The sequence below is a fragment of the Lichenifustis flavocetrariae genome, assembly GCF_026130545.1.
Taxonomy (GTDB): Bacteria; Pseudomonadota; Alphaproteobacteria; order Rhizobiales; family Beijerinckiaceae; genus Lichenihabitans; species Lichenihabitans flavocetrariae.
This window is the reverse complement of record NZ_JAMOIM010000004.1, coordinates 61,408-80,066: the sequence shown is the minus strand read 5'-3', so window position 1 is coordinate 80,066 and position 18,659 is coordinate 61,408. Positions and strand designations below refer to the sequence as shown.

The window sequence follows — 18,659 nt, the reverse complement described above, 5'->3', positions numbered from 1 at the left end:
GATGCTGGCAGACGACGATTCCGAGGTGCACGAGATCGTTGACCCGCGCGATGCGGCCGAAGGGGCTGGCCTCGTTTACGTCAGCGACGACAGTCCCGGCATTGCCCGCGAGAAGGCCGAAAATGGCTTCACCTATCGGGGACCGAACGGCAAGACGATTACCAACCAGAAGGTGCTTGAGCGAATCCGCCATCTCGCGATCCCACCCGCTTATCGCGATGTCTGGATCTGCCCGAAAGCCAACGGACACATCCAGGCGACGGGCCGCGACGACAAAGGCCGCAAGCAATACCGCTACCACGCCGCGTTCCGCGAAGTGCGGGAGAGCGTCAAATTCGAGCATATGAACGCATTCGCCGCGGCTTTGCCGACGATCCGATCGACGGTGAAGACCCATATGGCGCTGCGCGGCCTGCCCCGCGAAAAGGTGCTGGCCACCATCGTTTACCTGCTCGAAACCACGCTGATCCGCGTCGGCAACGCGGATTATGCCAAAACCAACAAGAGTTATGGCCTGACGACCCTGCGCGACCCGCATGTCGAGATCGAGGGATCGGAAATCCATTTCGAGTTCAAAGGGAAGAGCAAAAAGATCTGGAACCTGCACGTCAAGGACAAGCGCGTGGCGAAGATCGTGGGGGCGTGTCAGGACCTGCCAGGCCAACAGCTGTTCCAATATCTCGATCATGAGGGTCTCAGACATTCGGTGTCCTCGCAGGACGTCAATGACTATCTCCACGAGATCACCGGCCGGCGGATCACCGCCAAGGACTTCCGCACCTGGGCCGGCACCGTGCTGGCGGCTCTGGCGCTCAACGGGTTCGAAGCCTTCGACTCGCAGGCGCTTGCCAAGAAGAACATCCGGGTCGCGATCGAAAACGTGTCGTCGCGCCTGGGAAATACGCCCTCGATCTGCCGCAAATGCTACGTGCATCCCGAGATCCTCAAGACCTACCTCTCGGGCGAACTCCTGCTGGAGATGAAGCAGGAAGTCGATGCGGAACTTCGCGACAACCTGGCCCAACTGAGCCCGGAAGAAGCCGCCGTCCTGGCCATGCTGGAAACGCGCCTCGGGCATGACCTCGAAGCGCGCGACGGTTAAGTCTACGCCACGAAGTTACCGAAACTTCATTGCGAGGAGCCTCGCCGAGGCTTGTCGCGCATCGCGAGGCAAGCCATATTTCCGTCAAGGACAAGGCCGTCAAACGCCTCGGTCTCGCGAACCGCCGGCCCGGCGGTTCGGTTTTTACATTAGAGGGTTCCCATGTCCGACTTCGACCGCAACGCGGCGGCACGCTTCGGCGGGCGCGCGGCTCGAGCCGGCGCTGCTGAGATCGACCAAGGCCTCCGCAGCTACATGCTCGGTGTCTACAATAATATGGTGATGGGCCTTGCCATCACGGGGTTGGTTGCACTTGGCACCCATATGTTGGCGGTGGCGCCGGCTGGTGAGGGTGTCGCGGTGCGCGGCATGCATGTCGAGCTGACGCAGCTGGGCGCGGCGCTCTATCTGAGCCCTCTGCGCTATGTGGTGATGCTGGCGCCGCTCGCCTTCGTGTTCTTCTTCTCGTTCCGGATCGACCGTATGGCGGCCGCGACGGCGCGTAACATGTTCCTCGGCTTCTCGGCCGTGATGGGTCTGTCGCTGTCGAGCATTCTGCTGGTCTATACCGGGGCTTCGGTGGCCAACGCGTTCTTCGTGACCGCGGCGACTTTCGGCGGCCTCAGCCTCTACGGCTACACGACCCGGCGCAATCTGTCGGCCATGGGATCCTTTTTGGTGATGGGCCTCATCGGTCTCGTGATCGCCAGCTTGGTTAACGTGTTCCTGCAGAGCTCGGCGTTCCAGTTCGGCCTGTCGATTCTCTCGGTGCTGATCTTCTCGGGCCTCACCGCCTGGGACACGCAGGCCATCAAGGAAATGTATTACGAGGGTGACGGCCACGAAATGACCGCCAAGAAGTCGGTCAACGGCGCGCTGATGCTCTACCTCGACTTCATCAACATCTTCCAGAGCCTGCTCTACCTGATGGGCAACCGGAACAACTAAACGGTGTCAGAGACTTCACGATAAAACCCCGGAGCGATCCGGGGTTTTTTGTTGACGGGAGTCATCTCGGATCCTGGGCCAAAGATCGCCAACCGTCTATACCACGCTCAACCGCGGCTTCGTCTCCAGAACCCGCAGCACGCGAGCGAGTTCGGGGCCGCGCTTCAGCACGAAACCGGCCGCATTCACCACCGCATAGGCGCCCTGTTTGCGGGCCAGCGCGGGATCCTTCTCGATCCGGTACAACGGCACCTCGGAGGCGCGGCGATAGATCGAGAAGACCGATTTCTGCGGCGTGAAATCGAGGGCGTAATCCTTCCAATCCCCATTGGCGATGCCGCGCCCATAGACGTTCAGGATCTCCCGCAACTCGTGCCGATCGAACGACACGACCGCGCCCTCACGGCGGTTCGGCTCGGGAGTTTGACGGCTCGGGAAGGGATGGACCGCGGCACGCGAATCCATACGGGTCTGCTGATCACCATTTTCCGGCGCTTCGTTGATTGTCATGCCTCACCCTGCTTCGCCTCCCAATGTTGCGCAGGGCCCTCGTGCATTCAAGCCGACGTCGGACTCAGGCGTCCTTTTTGCCCAGGCGCGGGCCAGCGTGCCCTTGCAACCGAGCAAGCGTGCCGCGATATCTGGCGTCTACGTTTTTCCACCGATCCGAGGTGAACCTGTGCCGATGACCGACGAGGCAGAAGCCGCTACCGGCGCTGCCGGCGCCGCAACGCCCACCGCCACCCACGCCTTCCAGGCCGATGTGGCCCGTCTGCTCGATCTGATGGTGCATTCCATCTATTCCGAGCGCGACATCTTCATTCGTGAACTGATCTCCAATGCCGCGGACGCCTGCGAGAAGCTCCGCTACGAGGCGATAGCCCATCCGGAACTCGTGGCCGACGGAGCGCCTTTCGCCATCACGGTGAGTCTCGATCCGGACAAGAACCGTCTCACGGTTGCGGACAATGGCATCGGCATGAGCGAGGCCGATCTCATCGCGGCACTCGGTACGATCGCGAGTTCCGGCACCAAGGCTTTCTTGGACAGGCTCAATGCCGAAGAGGACAAGAAGGCCGAGGCGCAAAACCTGATCGGCCAGTTCGGCATCGGTTTCTACTCGGCCTTCATGGTTGCCGACCGGGTCGAGGTGGAGACGCGGCGGGCCGGCACGGACGCGGCATGGCGCTGGATCTCCGACGGCAAGGGGGCCTATCGCATCGAGCCGCTCGATCTTAGCCTTGCGCCGACGCGCGGGTCGCGGGTCAATCTGTTCCTCAAGGAGGACGCCAAGGAGTTCCTGCAGGCCTACAAGATCGAAAGCCTGATCAAGGAACATTCTGGCGCGGTCGCGGTGCCGATCGTGTTCCTCGACAAGCCCGAGGGCGAAGAGAAATCGCTCACCGATGGTGCGGCCCTTTGGGCGAAGTCGAAGAGCGACGTCACGCCTGAGCAATATACCGAGTTCTACCGCACCCTCGCGGGCCAGTTCGACGAGCCTGCCCTGACGATCCATTGGCGCGCCGAGGGGCGTTACGAATACAACGTCCTGGCCTTCGTGCCCGGCTCACGGCCCTTCGACCTGTTCGATCCCGCGCGTAAAGGTCGTGCCAAGCTCTATGTTCGCCGCGTGCTGATCACCTCGGATGCCGACCTGGTGCCTGGTTGGCTGCGCTTCGTCCGGCTTGTGGTCGACACCGCTGATCTGCCCCTGAACGTCTCGCGCGAAATCGTGCAGCAGAGCCCGGTTTTCGCGGCGATCAAGAAGGGTGTCGTCACCCGCGTGATGGGCGAGCTCACCAAGCTCGCCGAGAATGACAAGGACGCATTCGGCAAGATCTGGGAGAATTTCGGGTCCGTCATCAAGGAGGGGCTCTATGAAGACTATGAGCGACGCGACGCCCTGTTCAAGCTCGCCCGCTTCGTGAGCTCGACGCATCCCGATGGAAACCGGACGCTTGCGGATTACATCGCCAACCTCCGACCGAACCAGACCGCGATCTATTACCTTCTCGGTGACGATGCGAAACGCCTTGCCGGCAGCCCGCAGCTCGAAGGCTTCAAGGCACGTGGCATCGAGGTCCTGCTCCTACCGGACCCGGTCGATGCCTTCTGGGTCGGAACCGCCGCCGGTTTCGAGGGTAAGCCGTTCAAGTCGGTGACGCAGGGCGCCGCAGACATCAAGCTCGTGCCGCTCGCGGATGGCCAGGAGGCGCCGAAATCCGAGGACGTCAGTCCGAAGGTGGCAACCCTGCTGGCTTTCATGAAACAGACGCTGGAAGGGGCCGTGGAAGATGTCCGCGCCTCCGACCGCCTCTCCGAAAGCCCCGCCTGTCTGGTGGCCCCCGAACACGGACCCGACCGGCGCCTGGAGCGGATTCTCTCCCAGCACGGTCGGCTCGACGAATTGTCGAAACCCGTGCTTGAGGTGAACCCCAACCACCCGCTCGTCACCGCGCTGGCATCCCGCTTCGGTGGGGATGGTGACAAAGCGATCGTCGAGGATTCGGCCTGGCTGCTCTTCGACGAAGCCCGCATCGTCGACGGCGAGCAGCCCAAGGACGCGGCGGCTTTCGCGGCTCGCTTGCGCCGTGTCCTGGAACGCGCGGCCGCCTGACCTCGATGTTACCGCGGCCCCGGCGAACAATATGGTGGCCCGGGCGGGACTACCCGACTGGGTTACGAACTTGACGGGACCGGGCGCATTCGCGTCGCTCACGCATATCGAGGCGCGCGCGCACATCGCCCGCTGCCTGCGGGAAGCCGGTGTTGCGGATGCGGCGCTCGACGCACGCATCTTTGTCGAGGAGGCCAGCGGACTCGACCGAACCGCATTGATCCGGGCGGGTGGCGTGCCGATCGGCGGCGTCGCGGCCGAGCGGCTGCGGCTCTGGCTGGCACGCCGGCTCGCCGGCGAGCCAGTCTGGCGCATTGTCGGGCAGCGTGAGTTCTGGGGCCTGCCGTTCGCCGTCACGCCGGCCGTCCTCGACCCCCGACCGGATACCGAAACGCTCGTCTCCGCCGCACTCACGGCCTTGGGGGACCGCCGCGCCTCCCCGCTTTTCGTCCTCGACCTTGGGATCGGGTCGGGCGCCATCCTGGCCTCGCTTCTGACGGAATGTCCCCTGGCGGAAGGCATTGGTGTCGACCGGTCCCGCCCGGCCTGCGACGTGGCTCGGCGCAATCTCACGGCTTTGGGCTTGTCAAGCCGGAGTCTCGTGGTGAATGGCTCCTGGGCCGATGCGATCGCCGACAGCCGGTTCGATCTGGTCGTCTCCAACCCACCCTACATTGAGACAAGTGTGATCCCGACGCTCGACCGTGAGGTGCGGGAGCACGATCCACATTTTGCGCTAGACGGTGGCTCGGACGGGCTGGACTGCTATAGAGTGATCGCCTCGGCCCTGCCGCGCCTTTTGCGTTCCGGCGGGGTGACTGTCCTCGAAGTTGGTGCCGGTCAGGCACGATCCGTGCAAGGTCTTCTCGATCGCGCGGGATTGCGGCACGAGACCACCCGCTCCGATCTCGGTGGTCGCCCGCGCGCCGTGGTGGCCAGGAAGGCCTAATTGGTCCAAAGATTCACGCCGCCTGTCTCGACCGAAGGGATCCGTCAAGTGCGAAATGCGACCTTGGACCCTTGCAGGTTTGCCGTTCGCCTCGGCATCTCGTGATCGACGCATACTCGTGCCGCGGCAGTTCGGGAAGCGCAGGAGGGAGGTTGTCGCGCCTCCCCCTCCTGTCGTAGGTCCGGAGCAGAGCCTCAGGCGCGCTTGAAACGCGCATCCTCCTCATCTTCCTCGAAGTCCAGCGTGAAGCCGTTCGACGGTTTGCGTGTGTGGGTGATCTTGGCCGGCTTCACCGCGTCCCGCGTAAAACGGCTGGCCTTCTTCTGCAGGTTGCGCACGGGATTGAAACCGGTTTCGCCCTGACCTTTGATCTGGCCGTTTTCTGTGCCGAGATGGAAGAAGCCAATCGTCTTCTGGAGGTGCTCGGCCTGGGCCGCCAATTCCTCGGAGGTCGACGAGATCTGCTCGGACGCGGAGGCGTTCTGCTGGGTGACCTTGTCGAGCTGCTGGATGGCCTGATTGATCTGCATCGATCCGACATCCTGCTCGCGGCAGGCGGCGGTGATCTCTTCCACCAGTTCCGCCGTGCGCTTGATGTCGGGCACGAGCTTGGCCAGCATCGAGCCCGCCTCCTGCGCGGCCTTCACGGTCTCGGACGACAGGGTGCCGATCTCGGCCGCCGCCGCCTGGCTGCGTTCGGCAAGCTTGCGGACTTCGGAGGCCACGACCGCGAAGCCGCGGCCATGTTCGCCGGCCCGGGCCGCCTCGACGGCGGCGTTGAGGGCCAGGAGGTCGGTCTGGCGGGCGATCTCCTGCACGATGGTGATCTTGGTCGCGATGGTCTGCATGGCGTCGACCGCCTTGCCGACCGCGACCCCGCTCGCTTCGGCGTTCTTGGCCGACTGGTGGGCGATCTTCTCGGTCTGGCTGGCATTATCTGCATTCTGCTTCACATTGGCGGCCATTTCTTCCATCGAGGCCGAGGCCTCCTCGGTCGCGGAGGCCTGCTCGGTCGAGCCCTGCGACAGCTGCTCGGCCGAGGCCGAGAGTTGCTGGCTGCCGGACGACACGATCAACCCGGCCGCCACAGCATCCGTCATCGCCTTTAGAAGAATGGCTGCCGCATTGTTGAAATCGTCCTTGAGAACCTGCGAGGCGGGCGCGAGATCCGCCTCGATCTGATGGGTCAGGTCACCTCGTGACAGCGCCTTGAGGCCGTTCCCCAGTTCAGAAATGGTCAGCCGGTCCTCCGCCGCCTTCCGGTCCTGCGCGGCCCGCAACTCCTGGTCCCTCGCTTCTGCCTTCTTCAGACCGGTCTGAAGTCCTTCGAGCGAATGGTTGAAGTCAGTGCGGAGTTGCTCGAATTCCGGACCGAACGTCGTGACGATGCGATGGTCGAGCCTGCTATCGGCGAGTGCGGCGAGGCCGAGGCCGATCTCGCGTATGGCCCGCATACGTTCAGTGACATCGTTCGCGAATTTGACGATCTTGACGACTTTGCCGTTTGCGTCGAACACGGGATTGTAGCTGCCCTGGATCCAGACTTCCTTCTTGTTCTTTCCAAGACGCTTGAACTCAGCGGAAATCGTCTCGCCCCGGTTCAAACGATTCCAGAATTCCGGGTAATCGGGGGATTGAGCATAGGCCGGCTCCACGAACATCCGGTGGTGCTGATCCTTGATTTCACTGAGATCATAACCGAGGCAATTCATAAAGTTCTGGTTTGCCGTCAGGATTTGACCGCTCGGCGAGAACTCGATCACAGCCTGAACCCTATAGACGGCGTTCAGCTTGGCCTCAAATTCCATATTCTTCTGTTTGTCGGCCGTGATGTCGGTAGCGACTTTGACAACGCGGATGACGCGCCCCTTCTTGTCCTTGACGGGGTTGTAGGAGGCCTGGATCCAAATTTCGCGCCCTCCTTTGCCCAGGCGCTTGTACTCGCGCGCGTCGAATATTCCCTGACCCAGCTTCATCCAGAAGAGCTTATAGTCCGCGCTGGCAACGACCGCGGGATCAATGAAGAGACTATGATGCTGGGCGACGAGCTCCGACGCCTCGTATCCCAAGAGGGAACAGAAGTTGCTGTTTGCCTCCAGAATCGTGCCGGTGGGTGTGAATGAGATAATCGCAAGGGAATGATCCAGTGCGCTGCGCTCGGATGCCGCACCGCAGGGCTTGAACAGATTAAAAGCAGACATAATCCCCACACCCGTAGCTTTTAGTACAAGTATTGTTGATAGTTCGCGTTCGATCGCACGAACAGAAAATTACCACTTGATCACGTTTGGATCCAGAGCCCGTCCTACTTAACACTGCATTTCATATTGAACTGACCTTTGGGGCCTGCGGCGTCTATTTGTAATGATCACAAAGTGAACATAACATTTCGCGGCGGTTTTCTTTCTACGGTATTGTAAACATTTTCTCGCGGTATCGGTCTGTATTCGATAGGCATGTCGGTAGACGAATACGCGACCGCTGCTGTGGTTCGCCGCCGTAGCCACCGAAGCAGGGACCCGCCGGCCCGATTTGGCGCAGGACATTGCCCCATGTGAGAAAACCGGGGTAAGAGACCTGCCTCAGCTTTCAAGGTGGCCACTTCATTGACGACGACGATCCAGGTCCACGCAGGCGACCTTCCCGCGGACCGGCGCTATGGCGACAGTGTCGCGATCGATACCGAGACCATGGGTCTCAATCCGCATCGTGACCGCCTGTGCGTGGTGCAATTGTCCGGTGGCGACGGCTCGGCGGATCTGGTTCAGATCGCGGTCGGCCAGCGCAGCGCGCCGAACCTCCAACGATTGTTGGCCGATCGCGCGGTCCAGAAGCTATTTCATTTCGCGCGGTTCGACGTGGCGGTTTTGTTTCATGCATTCGGAACAATGACCGAAAACATCTACTGCACGAAAATCGCCTCGAAGCTGGTCCGCACCTATACCGATCGCCATGGTTTGAAGGAACTCTGCCGCGAACTGCTCGGCCTCGACATTTCGAAGCAGCAGCAATCCTCGGATTGGGGCGCTCCCGCCTTGAGCGAGGCCCAGATCGCCTATGCGGCGTCCGACGTGCTTCACCTGCATGCGCTGAAGGCGCGCCTCGATGCCTTTTTGGCGCGCGAAGGACGAGCGGTCCTGGCGCAGTCATGCTTTGACTTTCTGCCCACCCGTGCCCACCTCGATCTTCAAGGTTGGCCGAGCGTCGATATCTTCTCCCACGAGTGATACGGCGTCCGGGCGCGCGCCTTAACTTGGCCACTCGCCTCTCCTAGGAGCGCAGCGCATCCCGGAACAAAGATCCGATCCGTCCACGAGCCCGATGACCGACACCACCGCTTTCCCGGGTCCGGGACGATTGACGACGGTTACGACCCGCATGGGCGGGAACGCCTTTACGCTCGCCAGCCGGCACACGGCGCGGGTCAGATGGATGCGGCGTTTGATCGTCGTGGGGGCCGTCGCGCTGTGCCTCGGGATCGTGGGATTTGCCTTCTTCAATCCCTTCCGGGCCGTCTTGCCCGACAATGTGTCGGTCAGCAGCGTGGGGCTGAACGGATCGCGCGTCACCATGGCCAAGCCCAAGATGTCGGGCTTTCGGCAGGATGGCCGGCCTTATGATTTCACCGCCGAGACGGCCGTGCAGGACATCCGCACCCCGAATGTGCTCGAACTGAACACGCTCGACGCCCATGTGACCCTGCCCGATCGGACGGTCGCCCATATCGTGGCCGACAAGGGACTGTACGACACGTCGAAGGAAACCATGGACCTCGAAGGCAACATTCACTTGGTCGGTGGGTCGGGATATGACGTGCGGATGAGCAAGGCCCATGTGCAGTTCAAGGCCGGCGATGTGTCGACCCCCAATCCCGTGACGGTGGTGATGCAGACGGGGTCGGTCACGGCCGACACGATGACGATGATCGACAATGGCAAACAACTGACGTTCGAGGGGCACGTGCATTCGGTGATGCTGCCGGCCGCGAGCGCGGCCGGAACCGTGGCGCAGATGAAGGGAACCGCGCCGTGAGCCGGTCTGCTCAGCTTCCCTCCGGATGGCGAAGGGCTTTGGGCGGCTTCGCACTTGTCACGCTGTCGTGGGTCCCGGCCCATGCGCAGAAACCACCCGCGGCGCCGAAGCCGGCTGCAGCGCCGCAGAAATCAGGCCCCTCCCCCACGCTCCTTCCGGGCGCCGGCTCGCATGAGCCGATCAATATCGACGCCGGAAAGCTCGACTATTATGACAAGGAGCAGAAGCTCGTCTACTCGGGAAGCGTTGTGGCGGTTCAGGGCGATTCCACGCTGAAGGCGTCGCAACTCGTCATCTTTCTTACGAAATCGGATCCGAACGCCCCTGCCCCGGCGGCCGGCGGCGAAAACGCAGCGGCGGCCACGGCGGGCGGCGCGGCTGCGGGCGCGCCAGGTGCGGGAAGTTCGGTGCGCCATATGGAGGCGAAGGGCCCTGTGACCCTAATTTCCAAGGATCAGATCGGCACAGGCGACAATGGCACCTACGATAAGGACGAGAATCGGGTGACCCTGACCGGCAATGTCACTCTCAGCCAGGGACCGAACGTCACACGCGGCGATCGTCTCGTCTATGATCTCACCTCCGGCCAGGCACAGGTGTTTTCTGGCAAAACCAACGGGCGGGTGAGCAGCATCTTCACGCCCGGCTCGGGAACGCCGGATGCGGCGGCACCTGCCGCAGGGCCCGCAGGCCATGCGGCCGCGGCGAAAAAGCCCGCCCCGAAGAAGAAAGCGACGACCGCCAGCCAGCCTTGATCGACAATGATGGACAGACGCGAAACTGCTTGTTCCCTATCGGACCCGCGCGCATCATCGGTTGCACCGCACAAGCGACATCGTGGATGACATTGGCCTTCGAACAAAGCCGGTCACGCCGACCGCAACCTACTTACCCGTCCAAGGTGGCATGGTGTCGTTGAAACGAATCTGGTCCCGTGGAAAGCGGGACCTTACCGAGGATGAGCTCGCGTTCCCGTCGGTCACGCCGAACGACGACGGTGCCCCGCGGGAAAACCAGGCGAGCAGTCTCGCGGGAGATGTACCTAAGCCCGTGCCGGACGCCGAAGGCGTGCTCGGCGTCCACAATCTCGGCAAGGCGTACCGGGCCCGTAAAGTGGTCGAAGACGTGAGCATCTACGTGCGGCGGGGCGAGGCCGTGGGCTTGCTCGGCCCGAATGGCGCCGGCAAGACCACGGTGTTTTACATGATCACAGGGCTGGTGAAGCCCGACAAAGGCAGTATCGAACTTGATGGCCACGATGTGACGGCTCTGCCGATGTATCGTCGCGCGCGGCTCGGGATCGGCTACCTGCCTCAGGAAGCCTCGATCTTCCGCGGCCTCAATGTCGAGGACAACATTCGGGCCGTGCTTGAAATCACGGTCCCGGACAAGAAACAGCGCGAAGCCGAGCTCGAAGAACTGCTGGACGAGTTCAATATCACGCGTCTCCGCAAGACCCCCTCGATCGCGCTGTCGGGCGGCGAGCGGCGGCGGTGCGAGATCGCGCGTGCGCTCGCGGGCCATCCGTCCTTCATGCTGCTCGACGAACCTTTCGCCGGCATCGACCCGATCGCGGTCGGCGACATCCAGGACCTCGTCCGGCACCTCAAGGGGCGCGGCATCGGGGTGCTGATCACCGACCACAATGTGCGAGAAACGCTCGGCCTGATCGACCGGGCCTATATCATTCATTCTGGCCATGTTCTGACCGAAGGAACCGCCGACGAGATCGTGGCCCACCAGGACGTCCGGCGCTTCTATCTCGGCGAAGACTTCCGCATGTGACGTCGGACGACGCGTTAACCATAATCGTGCCGCTGCGGTCAAACCCCGTCGCTTCCACCGGCAAAGCCTTCGGTTAAGCAAGAACCGTGCTATAAGCGGTCTGTCGATCGCTCGCCTCGTGAGCGCGGCCAGTGCATTCATGCGTTGGGTGGTTGAATGGCATTATCGGCCAAATTGATGATGCGCCAGGGCCAGACCCTGGTGATGACCCCGCAGCTTCTCCAAGCCATCAAGTTGCTGCAACTGTCCAACGTCGAATTGGCTTCGTTCATAGAAGAGGAATTGGAGCGCAACCCGCTTCTTGAACGGGCCGAGGACCGGCCGGACCCCACCGAACCTCATGCCGCGGAACGCGACGACGCTTCCGCTGACGGCGGCTCGGCCGAGCGCGACTGGACCTCGAATGAACTTGCAACCGACCAGCGTGAGCTTGAGGCGAGCCTTGGCACCGAATTGGCGAATACGTTCGACGCCGATCGCAGCGGCGGGACGACCGGCGAGGCCTTGGACGGTCATGGGCTTTCGACCACCACCTGGAACAATGCGCCTTCGGCAACGGGCGAGAGCGCGGGTCCCGAGACCTATCTGAGCAGCACGGCGACCTTGAGCGAAGTTCTGATCGAGCAGCTGATGTTGGCGGTCGTCGATCCCGCGCAACGGATCATCGGTTTCAGCCTGATCGATGCGATCGACGAGGCCGGCTATCTGCGCGAGTCGACCGCGACCGTCGCCGAGCGCCTCGCCACATCGACGGCCCGGGTCGAGGCCGTGCTTGCCGTAATCCACGGCTTCGAACCGACCGGGATCGGGGCGAGGGACTTGGCGGAGTGCCTGGGGCTGCAGTTGCGCGAGCGCAACCGGCTCGATCCCGCGATGCAGGCGCTGCTGGCCCATCTGCCACTGCTGGCGCGTCGTGATTTCGGCAGCCTGAGAAAGCTTTGCGGCGTCGATGACGAGGACCTCCGCGACATGCTGGCGGAGATACGCACGCTCGATCCGAAGCCAGGCCGAACCTTCGGCGGTGCGCCGGTGCAGACCGTCATCCCGGACGTTTTCGTCTCGGCCGCGCAGGACGGGTCCTGGCACGTCGAATTGAACACCGAGGTGCTGCCCCGCATCCTGATCAATCAACGCTATCATGCGCGGGTGTCGCGCTCACCCGTGAGCGATGCCGATAAGACCTTCGTCACCAATTGCTTGCAGACGGCCAATTGGTTGACCAAGAGCCTCGAACAGCGGGCCCGCACCATCCTGAAGGTGTCGAGCGAGATCATCCGCCAGCAAGACGGCTTTTTCGCCAAGGGCGTCGAATATCTGCGGCCGCTCAACCTGCGCAGCGTCGCTGACGCAATCGGCATGCATGAATCGACGGTGTCGCGCGTCACCTCCAATAAATATATGAGCACGCCCCGTGGCTTGTTCGAACTCAAATATTTTTTCACGGCGTCGATCGCCTCGTCCTACGGCAGCGATGCCCATTCGGCCGAGGCAGTGAGATTTCGAATCAAACAGATGATCGAAAGCGAAAGCCCGACGAGCGTCTTGTCGGACGATGCCATCGTGAGCCGCCTCAAACAGGCCAACATCGACATCGCCCGGCGCACCGTCGCGAAATACCGCGAAAGCTTGCGGATTCCTTCATCGGTCGAACGACGGCGGGAGAAATCGGCATTGGGCGGGCCTCTCGAGGCCGCTCTCGCGCGTTGACTTCGCGGCGAGGCGCTCCTAACGCTCTCGCCCCAACGAAGCATTACGGGAGTGAGCGATGACATTGCGGGTGTCCGGCAAGAACCTGACGATCGGGGAAGCGCTCCAGGACCATGCCCGCACGCGGATCACGACCGCGGTCGGCAGATATTTTGACGGTCCGATCACCGGCCACGTCACGATCGAGACGGAGGGATCGGGCTACCGGTCGGACCTGACCCTGCATCTCACCTCCGGCACCACCCTGCAGGTCGAGGGTCGCGCGCATGAGCCCTATCCCTGCTTCGACCAGGCGGCGGACAAGCTGGAGCGCCGCCTACGCCGCTACAAGAGCAAGCTGCGGGAGCGGCATCCGGGGTCTGGCGTGGCCAGCTTACCCTTGATGCCGGACCGGACCATCGAGCAGCCCGATCAGGAGTTGGATGCCGTCGGCTACAGCCCGGTGATCGTTGCCGAAACCAAAAAGCCCCTGACCGCGATGTCGGTGGCCGCGGCCGTCTCGGAACTGGATCTTTCGGGTGCGCCGGTGCTGGTCTTTCGGCATTCGGGAAACGATCACGTCAATATCGTGTACCGGCGAACCGATGGGCATATCGGCTGGATCGATCCTTATGATCTGGAGTCGTAGCCAGGAAATTCGGGGCCGGCATGTGAATTGCGTCGGCCGGTTCGAAGCCCTCAAGGTTTCGAGGTTCGAGCGGTGGACCACAATTCGGATGCGTATCATATCACCGTTGTGTGCCGGCATTATCCCGTCCGGGATGGTGCCGCAAATTCGCTCGGGCCGAATGACGGACGGTTCGGATCTTGGGCTGTGTATGCCCAAAATCGCAGCCGTCGACGAGGTTTGATGGAATGCCTTTGATCGACCTGATCCCGGGCGACGCAATCCTGCCGTCGTTGCGCGCCGCGAGCAAAAAGACCGTCTTGCAGGAGATGAGCGAACGGGCTGCTGCGGTGTCGGGGCTCTCAGACCGCGAGGTCTTCGACGCTGTCCTCCAACGCGAGCGGCTCGGCTCGACGGGCGTTGGCAACGGCGTGGCTATCCCGCACGGCAAACTGGCGCGATGCGAGCGCATCTTCGGCGTCTTCGCTCGCCTCGAAAAGCCGATCGATTTCGAGGCCATGGATGGCGCGCCCGTCGATCTCGTGTTCCTGCTCATCGCTTCCGAAATGGCGGGGGCCGATCATCTCAAGGCTCTGGCACGCGTGGCGCGCTTTCTACGTGACCCGAAGCTCACCATGCAATTGCGGATGACCCGGGACGCCAAGGCGCTGCACGCAGTGCTGATGCAGTCCGATCACACCTCACACGCCGCCTGACGTCTGGGCCTCCCGGCGTAGAGTTTAGACGGCGGTGCGCTGCCCACCGGTGGAAGCCACGCGTTCCACCTCGAATGTCTTGCCGGTCGGGGTGAATCGTTCGCGGACCACGAAGCCGTCGTCGGGGGACATGATGCCGATCGGGATCGGACCGCTGGGCATGATCAGGGTGGCCTGATCGCGCACGAAGACCAGGATATGCCGCCCGCGCTGCAAGAGGCTCGCCGACCAGGTTTTCAGGGTCGAAAAATAAGGCTCCTTGCGCCACGCCTGTGGAGTGGAGGGATCGACCTGCACATAGAGAAACCCGTTCTTGGGAAACAGGCTGATCGTCAACTTCGAGACGTTGGGTTTCCAGCTGTCGGGCAGTGTCGCATCGGTGCGCCACAGGCAAAAGAAGTCCCGGCAATCGTCGGGCCGGTCGGGGTAGATCTTGCAGCTAGATCCCACGACGCAATGGGTGCACCACACACCATCCGGCTTGCCGAGTGCCTCGATCCTGTAGACCTTGCAGCACATCGTGCAGGCCCCGCATTCGCGGCCCGGCACGAGTGGCGCGCTATTGTGCGCCGATTTGAAATCCATCTGGTCGACCGCCTCCAAAGGAAGCTCTAGGCACCGGCCGTCACACGCGACCGTTTCCTTGTTTGTTCAGTGAGCGCTTTTCTAGCAGGATCGGTTTCGCACCGACAAAACAAAATCGATCCTTGCTGTCGCGGTCCGGTGCGGGCGACTGCTCACCGGATCCAGGCGGCTTCGGGCCGTGTGGGGTCAGCCCGCCTTGCGGATCTCCGCCACGATCGCATCACCCATGGCCGAAGTCGAAACCGTAGCCTCGCCCTTGGCGGCAATATCGGCCGTCCGCATGCCCTGATCGAGAACGGCCGAGATCGCGGCCTCGATGCGGGCCGCCAAGTCAGGCTTGTGGAAGGAATAGCGAAGCGCCATGGCCAAGGACGCGATCATGGCGATCGGATTCGCAATGCCTTTGCCGGCGATGTCGGGTGCCGAACCGTGGACGGGCTCATAGAGCGCCTTGCGGGTGCCGGTCTTGACGTCGGTTTCACCCAGCGAGGCCGAGGGCAGCATGCCAAGCGAGCCCGTCAGCATGGCGGCAACATCCGACAGCATGTCGCCGAACAGGTTGTCGGTGACGATCACGTCGAACTGCTTGGGCCAGCGGACGAGCTGCATGCCGAGCGCATCGGCCAGCATGTGGTCGAGTTTGACATCGGCATAGTCTCGCTTGTGCAGGGCCGTGACGGTCTGGTTCCACAACACGCCCGACTTCATCACGTTTCGCTTCTCGGACGAAGTCACGCGATTGCCGCGCTGGCGCGCCAGTTCAAAGGCCACGCGGGCGATGCGCTCGATCTCGAACGTGTCGTAGACCTGGGTGTCGATGCCGCGCTTCTGGCCGTTGCCGAGGTCGATGATCTGCTTCGGCTCGCCGAAATACACGCCGCCCGTGAGTTCTCGCACGATCAGGATATCGAGCCCCTCGATCACCTCGGGCTTCAGCGACGACGAGGAAGCCAGCGCCGGATAGCAGATGGCCGGACGGAGATTTGCGAACAAAGCCATGTCCTTGCGCAGCCGCAGCAATCCCGCCTCGGGACGGACCTCGTAAGGAACGTCATCCCATTTTGGGCCGCCGACCGCGGCGAGAATGACGGCGTCGGCAGCCTGCGCGCGGGCCATATCGGCATCGCTGATCGCCTGACCATGGGCGTCATAGGCGCATCCGCCGACCAGACCCTTCTCGATCTCGAACCGGGCCTGTCCGCTCTCCGTCAGAAAAGCGGCGACTTTCTCCACTTCGGCCATGACTTCGGGGCCGATGCCGTCGCCGGGAAGAAGAAAAAGCTTATGGGTCGCCATGGTCGGGGTCCGTCTCGCGTGCGGGACGCACAGGTAAAGATGCGCGTCCAGCTTGGCAAGCGCCGGCGGCGGGCGAAGCTGAAGGTGCCGGGTGGATCACGGGGCCGAAGACGTTGGACAGGCGGGACCCGCACGCTAAAGCCTCGTGATGGTCGAAATGTCGTCGCTTCTCACATTGTCGCGGTCTCTGAGCGGACCAGTCTCGTCTGCTCTCTATGCCCGGTCTGGACCAGCACCGTCCTGCGCCCGTCCGACTTTGCAAGCGTCGCGACGGGCTTCGTCCTTCTGACGGCCCTCGACAGGCCGCCGCTCGTCATCGTTATGCTGGGCGCTTGCGTCGGATTGGCCCCGACGTATTTCGGATAACGCGAAGGCTTCAGCTATTTGGCCTTGAGGTCGAAGGGCGTGCTCGACAATCCCACGGTGCGGCCCGGAAAGCCGGCGGCATCGAAATACAAGGTGTCTCCCACCTGCTGCCGGTCGATCACTGTCCTCAGACCTTTGGAATCCGGGTCCGACATCAGGATTTCGCTGAGAACCTCGGGCGCCGGAGCGCCGCCCGCCATGACCTCGGTGATCGGCCTTCCAACGAGCTTGCCTTTGTCGGCCACCGGCAGATCGAGGATCTTGGCGATCGTCTTGCCGATATCGGCGTTGCTGGTGGGCGCGAGATCGATGAAGCCCGCTTTAAAGTCGGGGCCGACGGCGGCCATGAAGTTCTGCGTGTCGGCGCGGCTGAAGGAGCCGTGCATGCCCTGGCCCTGCTGCAACCCCGTATCGGCCAGTTCGACCGCACAACGCGTGGGCTCGCCACAGACCGTGTCGAAAGAGCGAAAGTTCACGGCGATCGCCGGCAGCGGGGTGACGGCGGTGCCTTGCAGGTTGATGTCGGCCAGCGTCAGCGTGCCAGGGAAATGACCGAGCTTTTCGTCGACGAACAGGCCGCTCACGTAATCCTGGCTCATCAGGAATTCGACCACCTTGCGGGCCGTGTCCTTGTCACCGTCCGGGACATAGATCAGATCCGACCCGCCATTGGCGGCCACCACGACCTTGGGGTGATCCTTGTCGCCGCCGATCAGGCCGTTGCCGAACTTCGGATGCTGCCCGGCAGCGAGCGTCACGTAGTTGTTGTCGGGATCGATCAGCGGCAGGCTCAAAGCCTGCGCGATGTCGATGGCCACGAAGCCGACCGTGAGCAGGCCCGCCGGCTGATCGCTGAAGGTTTGTTTCGCGGCGAAACTCGTTTCGCTCTGTTTCGAAATGGTCGAGAAGCCGTGATCGGATGAGACGATGATGTCCGTCGTGTCGGTCAAGCCCAGTTCGGCCACCGTTGCGCGCAGCCGGGCGAGGTCATCGTCCGCGTTCCGGATCGCCGCCATGGAGGTCGGCCCGTTGATGCCGGGCACGAGGCTCAGCAGGCTGTCACCCTGATTGTGCTGCGTGCCATCGGGGTCGCGCGACCAGAACACCAAAACGAAGGGCTTGTCGCGCGCGGCGAAGAGCGGCAGCACGGCCCGGGTCGCGGCGGAGGCGAAATAATCCTGCTGGTTGCCGTTGGCCGAATGGGTGCCCGCCGTCTTGAAATCCCCCGATTTGCCGTTGTCACCCCGCGTGGGTGCCGCGAGCGGGACACCGGCGGCTTTCAGCCGATCGCTCAGCTCGGCCGACAGAGGCACCCCCTTGGGCGTCCCGGTCTGATCGTCGATGATGATCGACTGCTCGCGGCCGTCCTTCGTATGGTCGAAGATCAAGACCGGTCCGAGCTTGCCGATCGCGGCCGTGCTGAACCCTTTGTCGCGGGCGAGCTTCAAAATCGTGGCTTCATCGAGATAATCCCCGGCGAAATGCTCGTCGACATCGCCGAGCACGGGATCGTTCTCGAGAAACGGCACCATGCTGTTGCCGGCGCCGGGCACCTGGAAGCCGGTATAGATCGTGTTGGAGAAATCGCCGGTGTCACCGAGGTAATGCCCCGTCGCCATCGCCGAGGCGTTGGCGGTCGTGAAGGTTGGGAACAGCGAATGGCTGTTCTTCATCCAGACGCCCTGTCGCGCGAGCGCCGCCATGGACGGGGCCGTCGTGTCGTTGACGATGACGCCACGCAAGCCGTCGGGCACGAACAGAATGACGTTATGCGGCCGCTCTGCCGCCTGGACGACCGGGACAGTCCCCATGATGCAAAGGACCGCCGTGGCGGCCGACAGGACCTGTGCTTTCATGAGAAACCTCCGGTTGATGCGTCGGCCGCTCATGCCCGTCGGCAGCGACAATTCGATGACACGTGGCGTTCGGCGAGGCGACTGGGGCGGAGG

At 62.7% G+C, this 18,659-nt stretch carries 16 protein-coding genes; 11 read left to right on the top strand and 5 right to left on the bottom strand.

The features are described from left to right. Position 1: 1 nt before the first annotated feature. Both M8523_RS07795 and M8523_RS07790 read left to right on the top strand, forming a co-directional pair. The gene (locus M8523_RS07795) at positions 2-1,102 is read left to right on the top strand and encodes a DNA topoisomerase IB (protein WP_282584285.1); all 1,101 of its coding nucleotides are present in this window, start codon (positions 2-4) and stop codon (positions 1,100-1,102) included. Between the two features lie 162 nt (positions 1,103-1,264). Continuing rightward, entirely contained in the window at positions 1,265-2,050 is a 786-nt protein-coding gene (locus M8523_RS07790) for a Bax inhibitor-1/YccA family protein (protein ID WP_282584284.1), read from the top strand. Positions 2,051-2,146: 96 nt separating this feature from the next. On the opposite strand, the gene M8523_RS07785 is transcribed toward M8523_RS07790, so the two are convergent. Further along, positions 2,147-2,560 carry a DUF2794 domain-containing protein gene (locus M8523_RS07785; RefSeq protein ID WP_428350063.1) on the bottom strand — a complete coding sequence of 138 codons (414 nt, stop codon included), beginning with the start codon at positions 2,558-2,560 and terminating at the stop codon, positions 2,147-2,149. Positions 2,561-2,735: 175 nt separating this feature from the next. On the opposite strand from M8523_RS07785, the gene htpG reads away from it, so the two are divergent. Together htpG and prmC are read left to right on the top strand one after the other, a co-directional pair. After that, positions 2,736-4,667 carry a molecular chaperone HtpG gene (gene htpG / locus M8523_RS07780; protein ID WP_282584283.1) on the top strand — a complete coding sequence of 644 codons (1,932 nt, stop codon included), beginning with the start codon at positions 2,736-2,738 and terminating at the stop codon, positions 4,665-4,667. 31 nt (positions 4,668-4,698) lie between these two features. Then, the gene (prmC, locus tag M8523_RS07775; RefSeq protein WP_282584282.1) at positions 4,699-5,616 is read left to right on the top strand and encodes a peptide chain release factor N(5)-glutamine methyltransferase; all 918 of its coding nucleotides are present in this window, start codon (positions 4,699-4,701) and stop codon (positions 5,614-5,616) included. A gap of 194 nt (positions 5,617-5,810) precedes the next feature. On the opposite strand, the gene M8523_RS07770 is transcribed toward prmC, so the two are convergent. Next, a complete protein-coding gene (locus M8523_RS07770) occupies positions 5,811-7,817 on the bottom strand; it encodes a methyl-accepting chemotaxis protein (protein ID WP_282584281.1) in 2,007 nt (668 codons plus the stop codon). Between the two features lie 405 nt (positions 7,818-8,222). Between M8523_RS07770 and M8523_RS07765 the strand changes: the two genes are divergently transcribed. The 7 genes from M8523_RS07765 to M8523_RS07735 all read left to right on the top strand — a co-directional run bounded on the left by M8523_RS07765 (position 8,223) and on the right by M8523_RS07735 (position 14,463). Next, positions 8,223-8,843, top strand: a complete 621-nt coding sequence (locus M8523_RS07765) for a ribonuclease D (protein WP_282584280.1) — start codon at positions 8,223-8,225, stop codon at positions 8,841-8,843. A gap of 94 nt (positions 8,844-8,937) precedes the next feature. After that, entirely contained in the window at positions 8,938-9,648 is a 711-nt protein-coding gene (gene lptC / locus M8523_RS07760) for an LPS export ABC transporter periplasmic protein LptC (RefSeq protein WP_282584279.1), read from the top strand. Next, positions 9,645-10,403, top strand: coding sequence for an LptA/OstA family protein (locus tag M8523_RS07755; RefSeq protein ID WP_282584278.1), 759 nt, complete (start codon positions 9,645-9,647; stop codon positions 10,401-10,403). The genes lptC and M8523_RS07755 overlap by 4 nt, the downstream gene beginning before the upstream one ends. A gap of 160 nt (positions 10,404-10,563) precedes the next feature. Next, positions 10,564-11,433 (top strand): LPS export ABC transporter ATP-binding protein, encoded by an 870-nt coding sequence (gene lptB, locus M8523_RS07750; RefSeq protein WP_428350161.1) that lies wholly within the window; start codon positions 10,564-10,566, stop codon positions 11,431-11,433. A gap of 156 nt (positions 11,434-11,589) precedes the next feature. Further along, positions 11,590-13,140, top strand: coding sequence for an RNA polymerase factor sigma-54 (gene rpoN, locus M8523_RS07745; RefSeq protein ID WP_282584276.1), 1,551 nt, complete (start codon positions 11,590-11,592; stop codon positions 13,138-13,140). A gap of 58 nt (positions 13,141-13,198) precedes the next feature. After that, positions 13,199-13,768, top strand: coding sequence for a ribosome hibernation-promoting factor, HPF/YfiA family (gene hpf, locus M8523_RS07740; RefSeq protein WP_282584275.1), 570 nt, complete (start codon positions 13,199-13,201; stop codon positions 13,766-13,768). Positions 13,769-13,995: 227 nt separating this feature from the next. After that, positions 13,996-14,463 carry a PTS sugar transporter subunit IIA gene (locus M8523_RS07735; RefSeq protein WP_282584274.1) on the top strand — a complete coding sequence of 156 codons (468 nt, stop codon included), beginning with the start codon at positions 13,996-13,998 and terminating at the stop codon, positions 14,461-14,463. Positions 14,464-14,487: 24 nt separating this feature from the next. On the opposite strand, the gene M8523_RS07730 is transcribed toward M8523_RS07735, so the two are convergent. The 3 genes from M8523_RS07730 to M8523_RS07720 form a co-directional block, all read right to left on the bottom strand. Then, complete coding sequence (locus M8523_RS07730) at positions 14,488-15,048, bottom strand: hypothetical protein (protein ID WP_282584273.1); 561 nt, start codon at positions 15,046-15,048, stop codon at positions 14,488-14,490. 186 nt (positions 15,049-15,234) lie between these two features. Next, entirely contained in the window at positions 15,235-16,344 is a 1,110-nt protein-coding gene (gene leuB, locus M8523_RS07725; protein WP_282584272.1) for a 3-isopropylmalate dehydrogenase, read from the bottom strand. A gap of 380 nt (positions 16,345-16,724) precedes the next feature. After that, on the bottom strand, positions 16,725-18,566 hold the full coding sequence (locus M8523_RS07720) for an alkaline phosphatase family protein (RefSeq protein ID WP_428350057.1): 1,842 nt from the start codon (positions 18,564-18,566) through the stop codon (positions 16,725-16,727). Positions 18,567-18,659: the final 93 nt, after the last annotated feature.

Coding starts and splice junctions, on each gene's coding strand:
- M8523_RS07795 (WP_282584285.1), top strand. CDS start 2: ATGCTGGCAGACGACGATTCCGAGGTGCACGAGATCGTTGACCCGCGC.
- M8523_RS07790 (WP_282584284.1), top strand. CDS start 1,265: ATGTCCGACTTCGACCGCAACGCGGCGGCACGCTTCGGCGGGCGCGCG.
- M8523_RS07785 (WP_428350063.1), bottom strand. CDS start 2,560: ATGACAATCAACGAAGCGCCGGAAAATGGTGATCAGCAGACCCGTATG.
- htpG (WP_282584283.1), top strand. CDS start 2,736: ATGACCGACGAGGCAGAAGCCGCTACCGGCGCTGCCGGCGCCGCAACG.
- prmC (WP_282584282.1), top strand. CDS start 4,699: ATGGTGGCCCGGGCGGGACTACCCGACTGGGTTACGAACTTGACGGGA.
- M8523_RS07770 (WP_282584281.1), bottom strand. CDS start 7,817: ATGTCTGCTTTTAATCTGTTCAAGCCCTGCGGTGCGGCATCCGAGCGC.
- lptC (WP_282584279.1), top strand. CDS start 8,938: ATGACCGACACCACCGCTTTCCCGGGTCCGGGACGATTGACGACGGTT.
- rpoN (WP_282584276.1), top strand. CDS start 11,590: ATGGCATTATCGGCCAAATTGATGATGCGCCAGGGCCAGACCCTGGTG.
- hpf (WP_282584275.1), top strand. CDS start 13,199: ATGACATTGCGGGTGTCCGGCAAGAACCTGACGATCGGGGAAGCGCTC.
- M8523_RS07735 (WP_282584274.1), top strand. CDS start 13,996: ATGCCTTTGATCGACCTGATCCCGGGCGACGCAATCCTGCCGTCGTTG.
- M8523_RS07730 (WP_282584273.1), bottom strand. CDS start 15,048: ATGGATTTCAAATCGGCGCACAATAGCGCGCCACTCGTGCCGGGCCGC.
- leuB (WP_282584272.1), bottom strand. CDS start 16,344: ATGGCGACCCATAAGCTTTTTCTTCTTCCCGGCGACGGCATCGGCCCC.
- M8523_RS07720 (WP_428350057.1), bottom strand. CDS start 18,566: ATGAAAGCACAGGTCCTGTCGGCCGCCACGGCGGTCCTTTGCATCATG.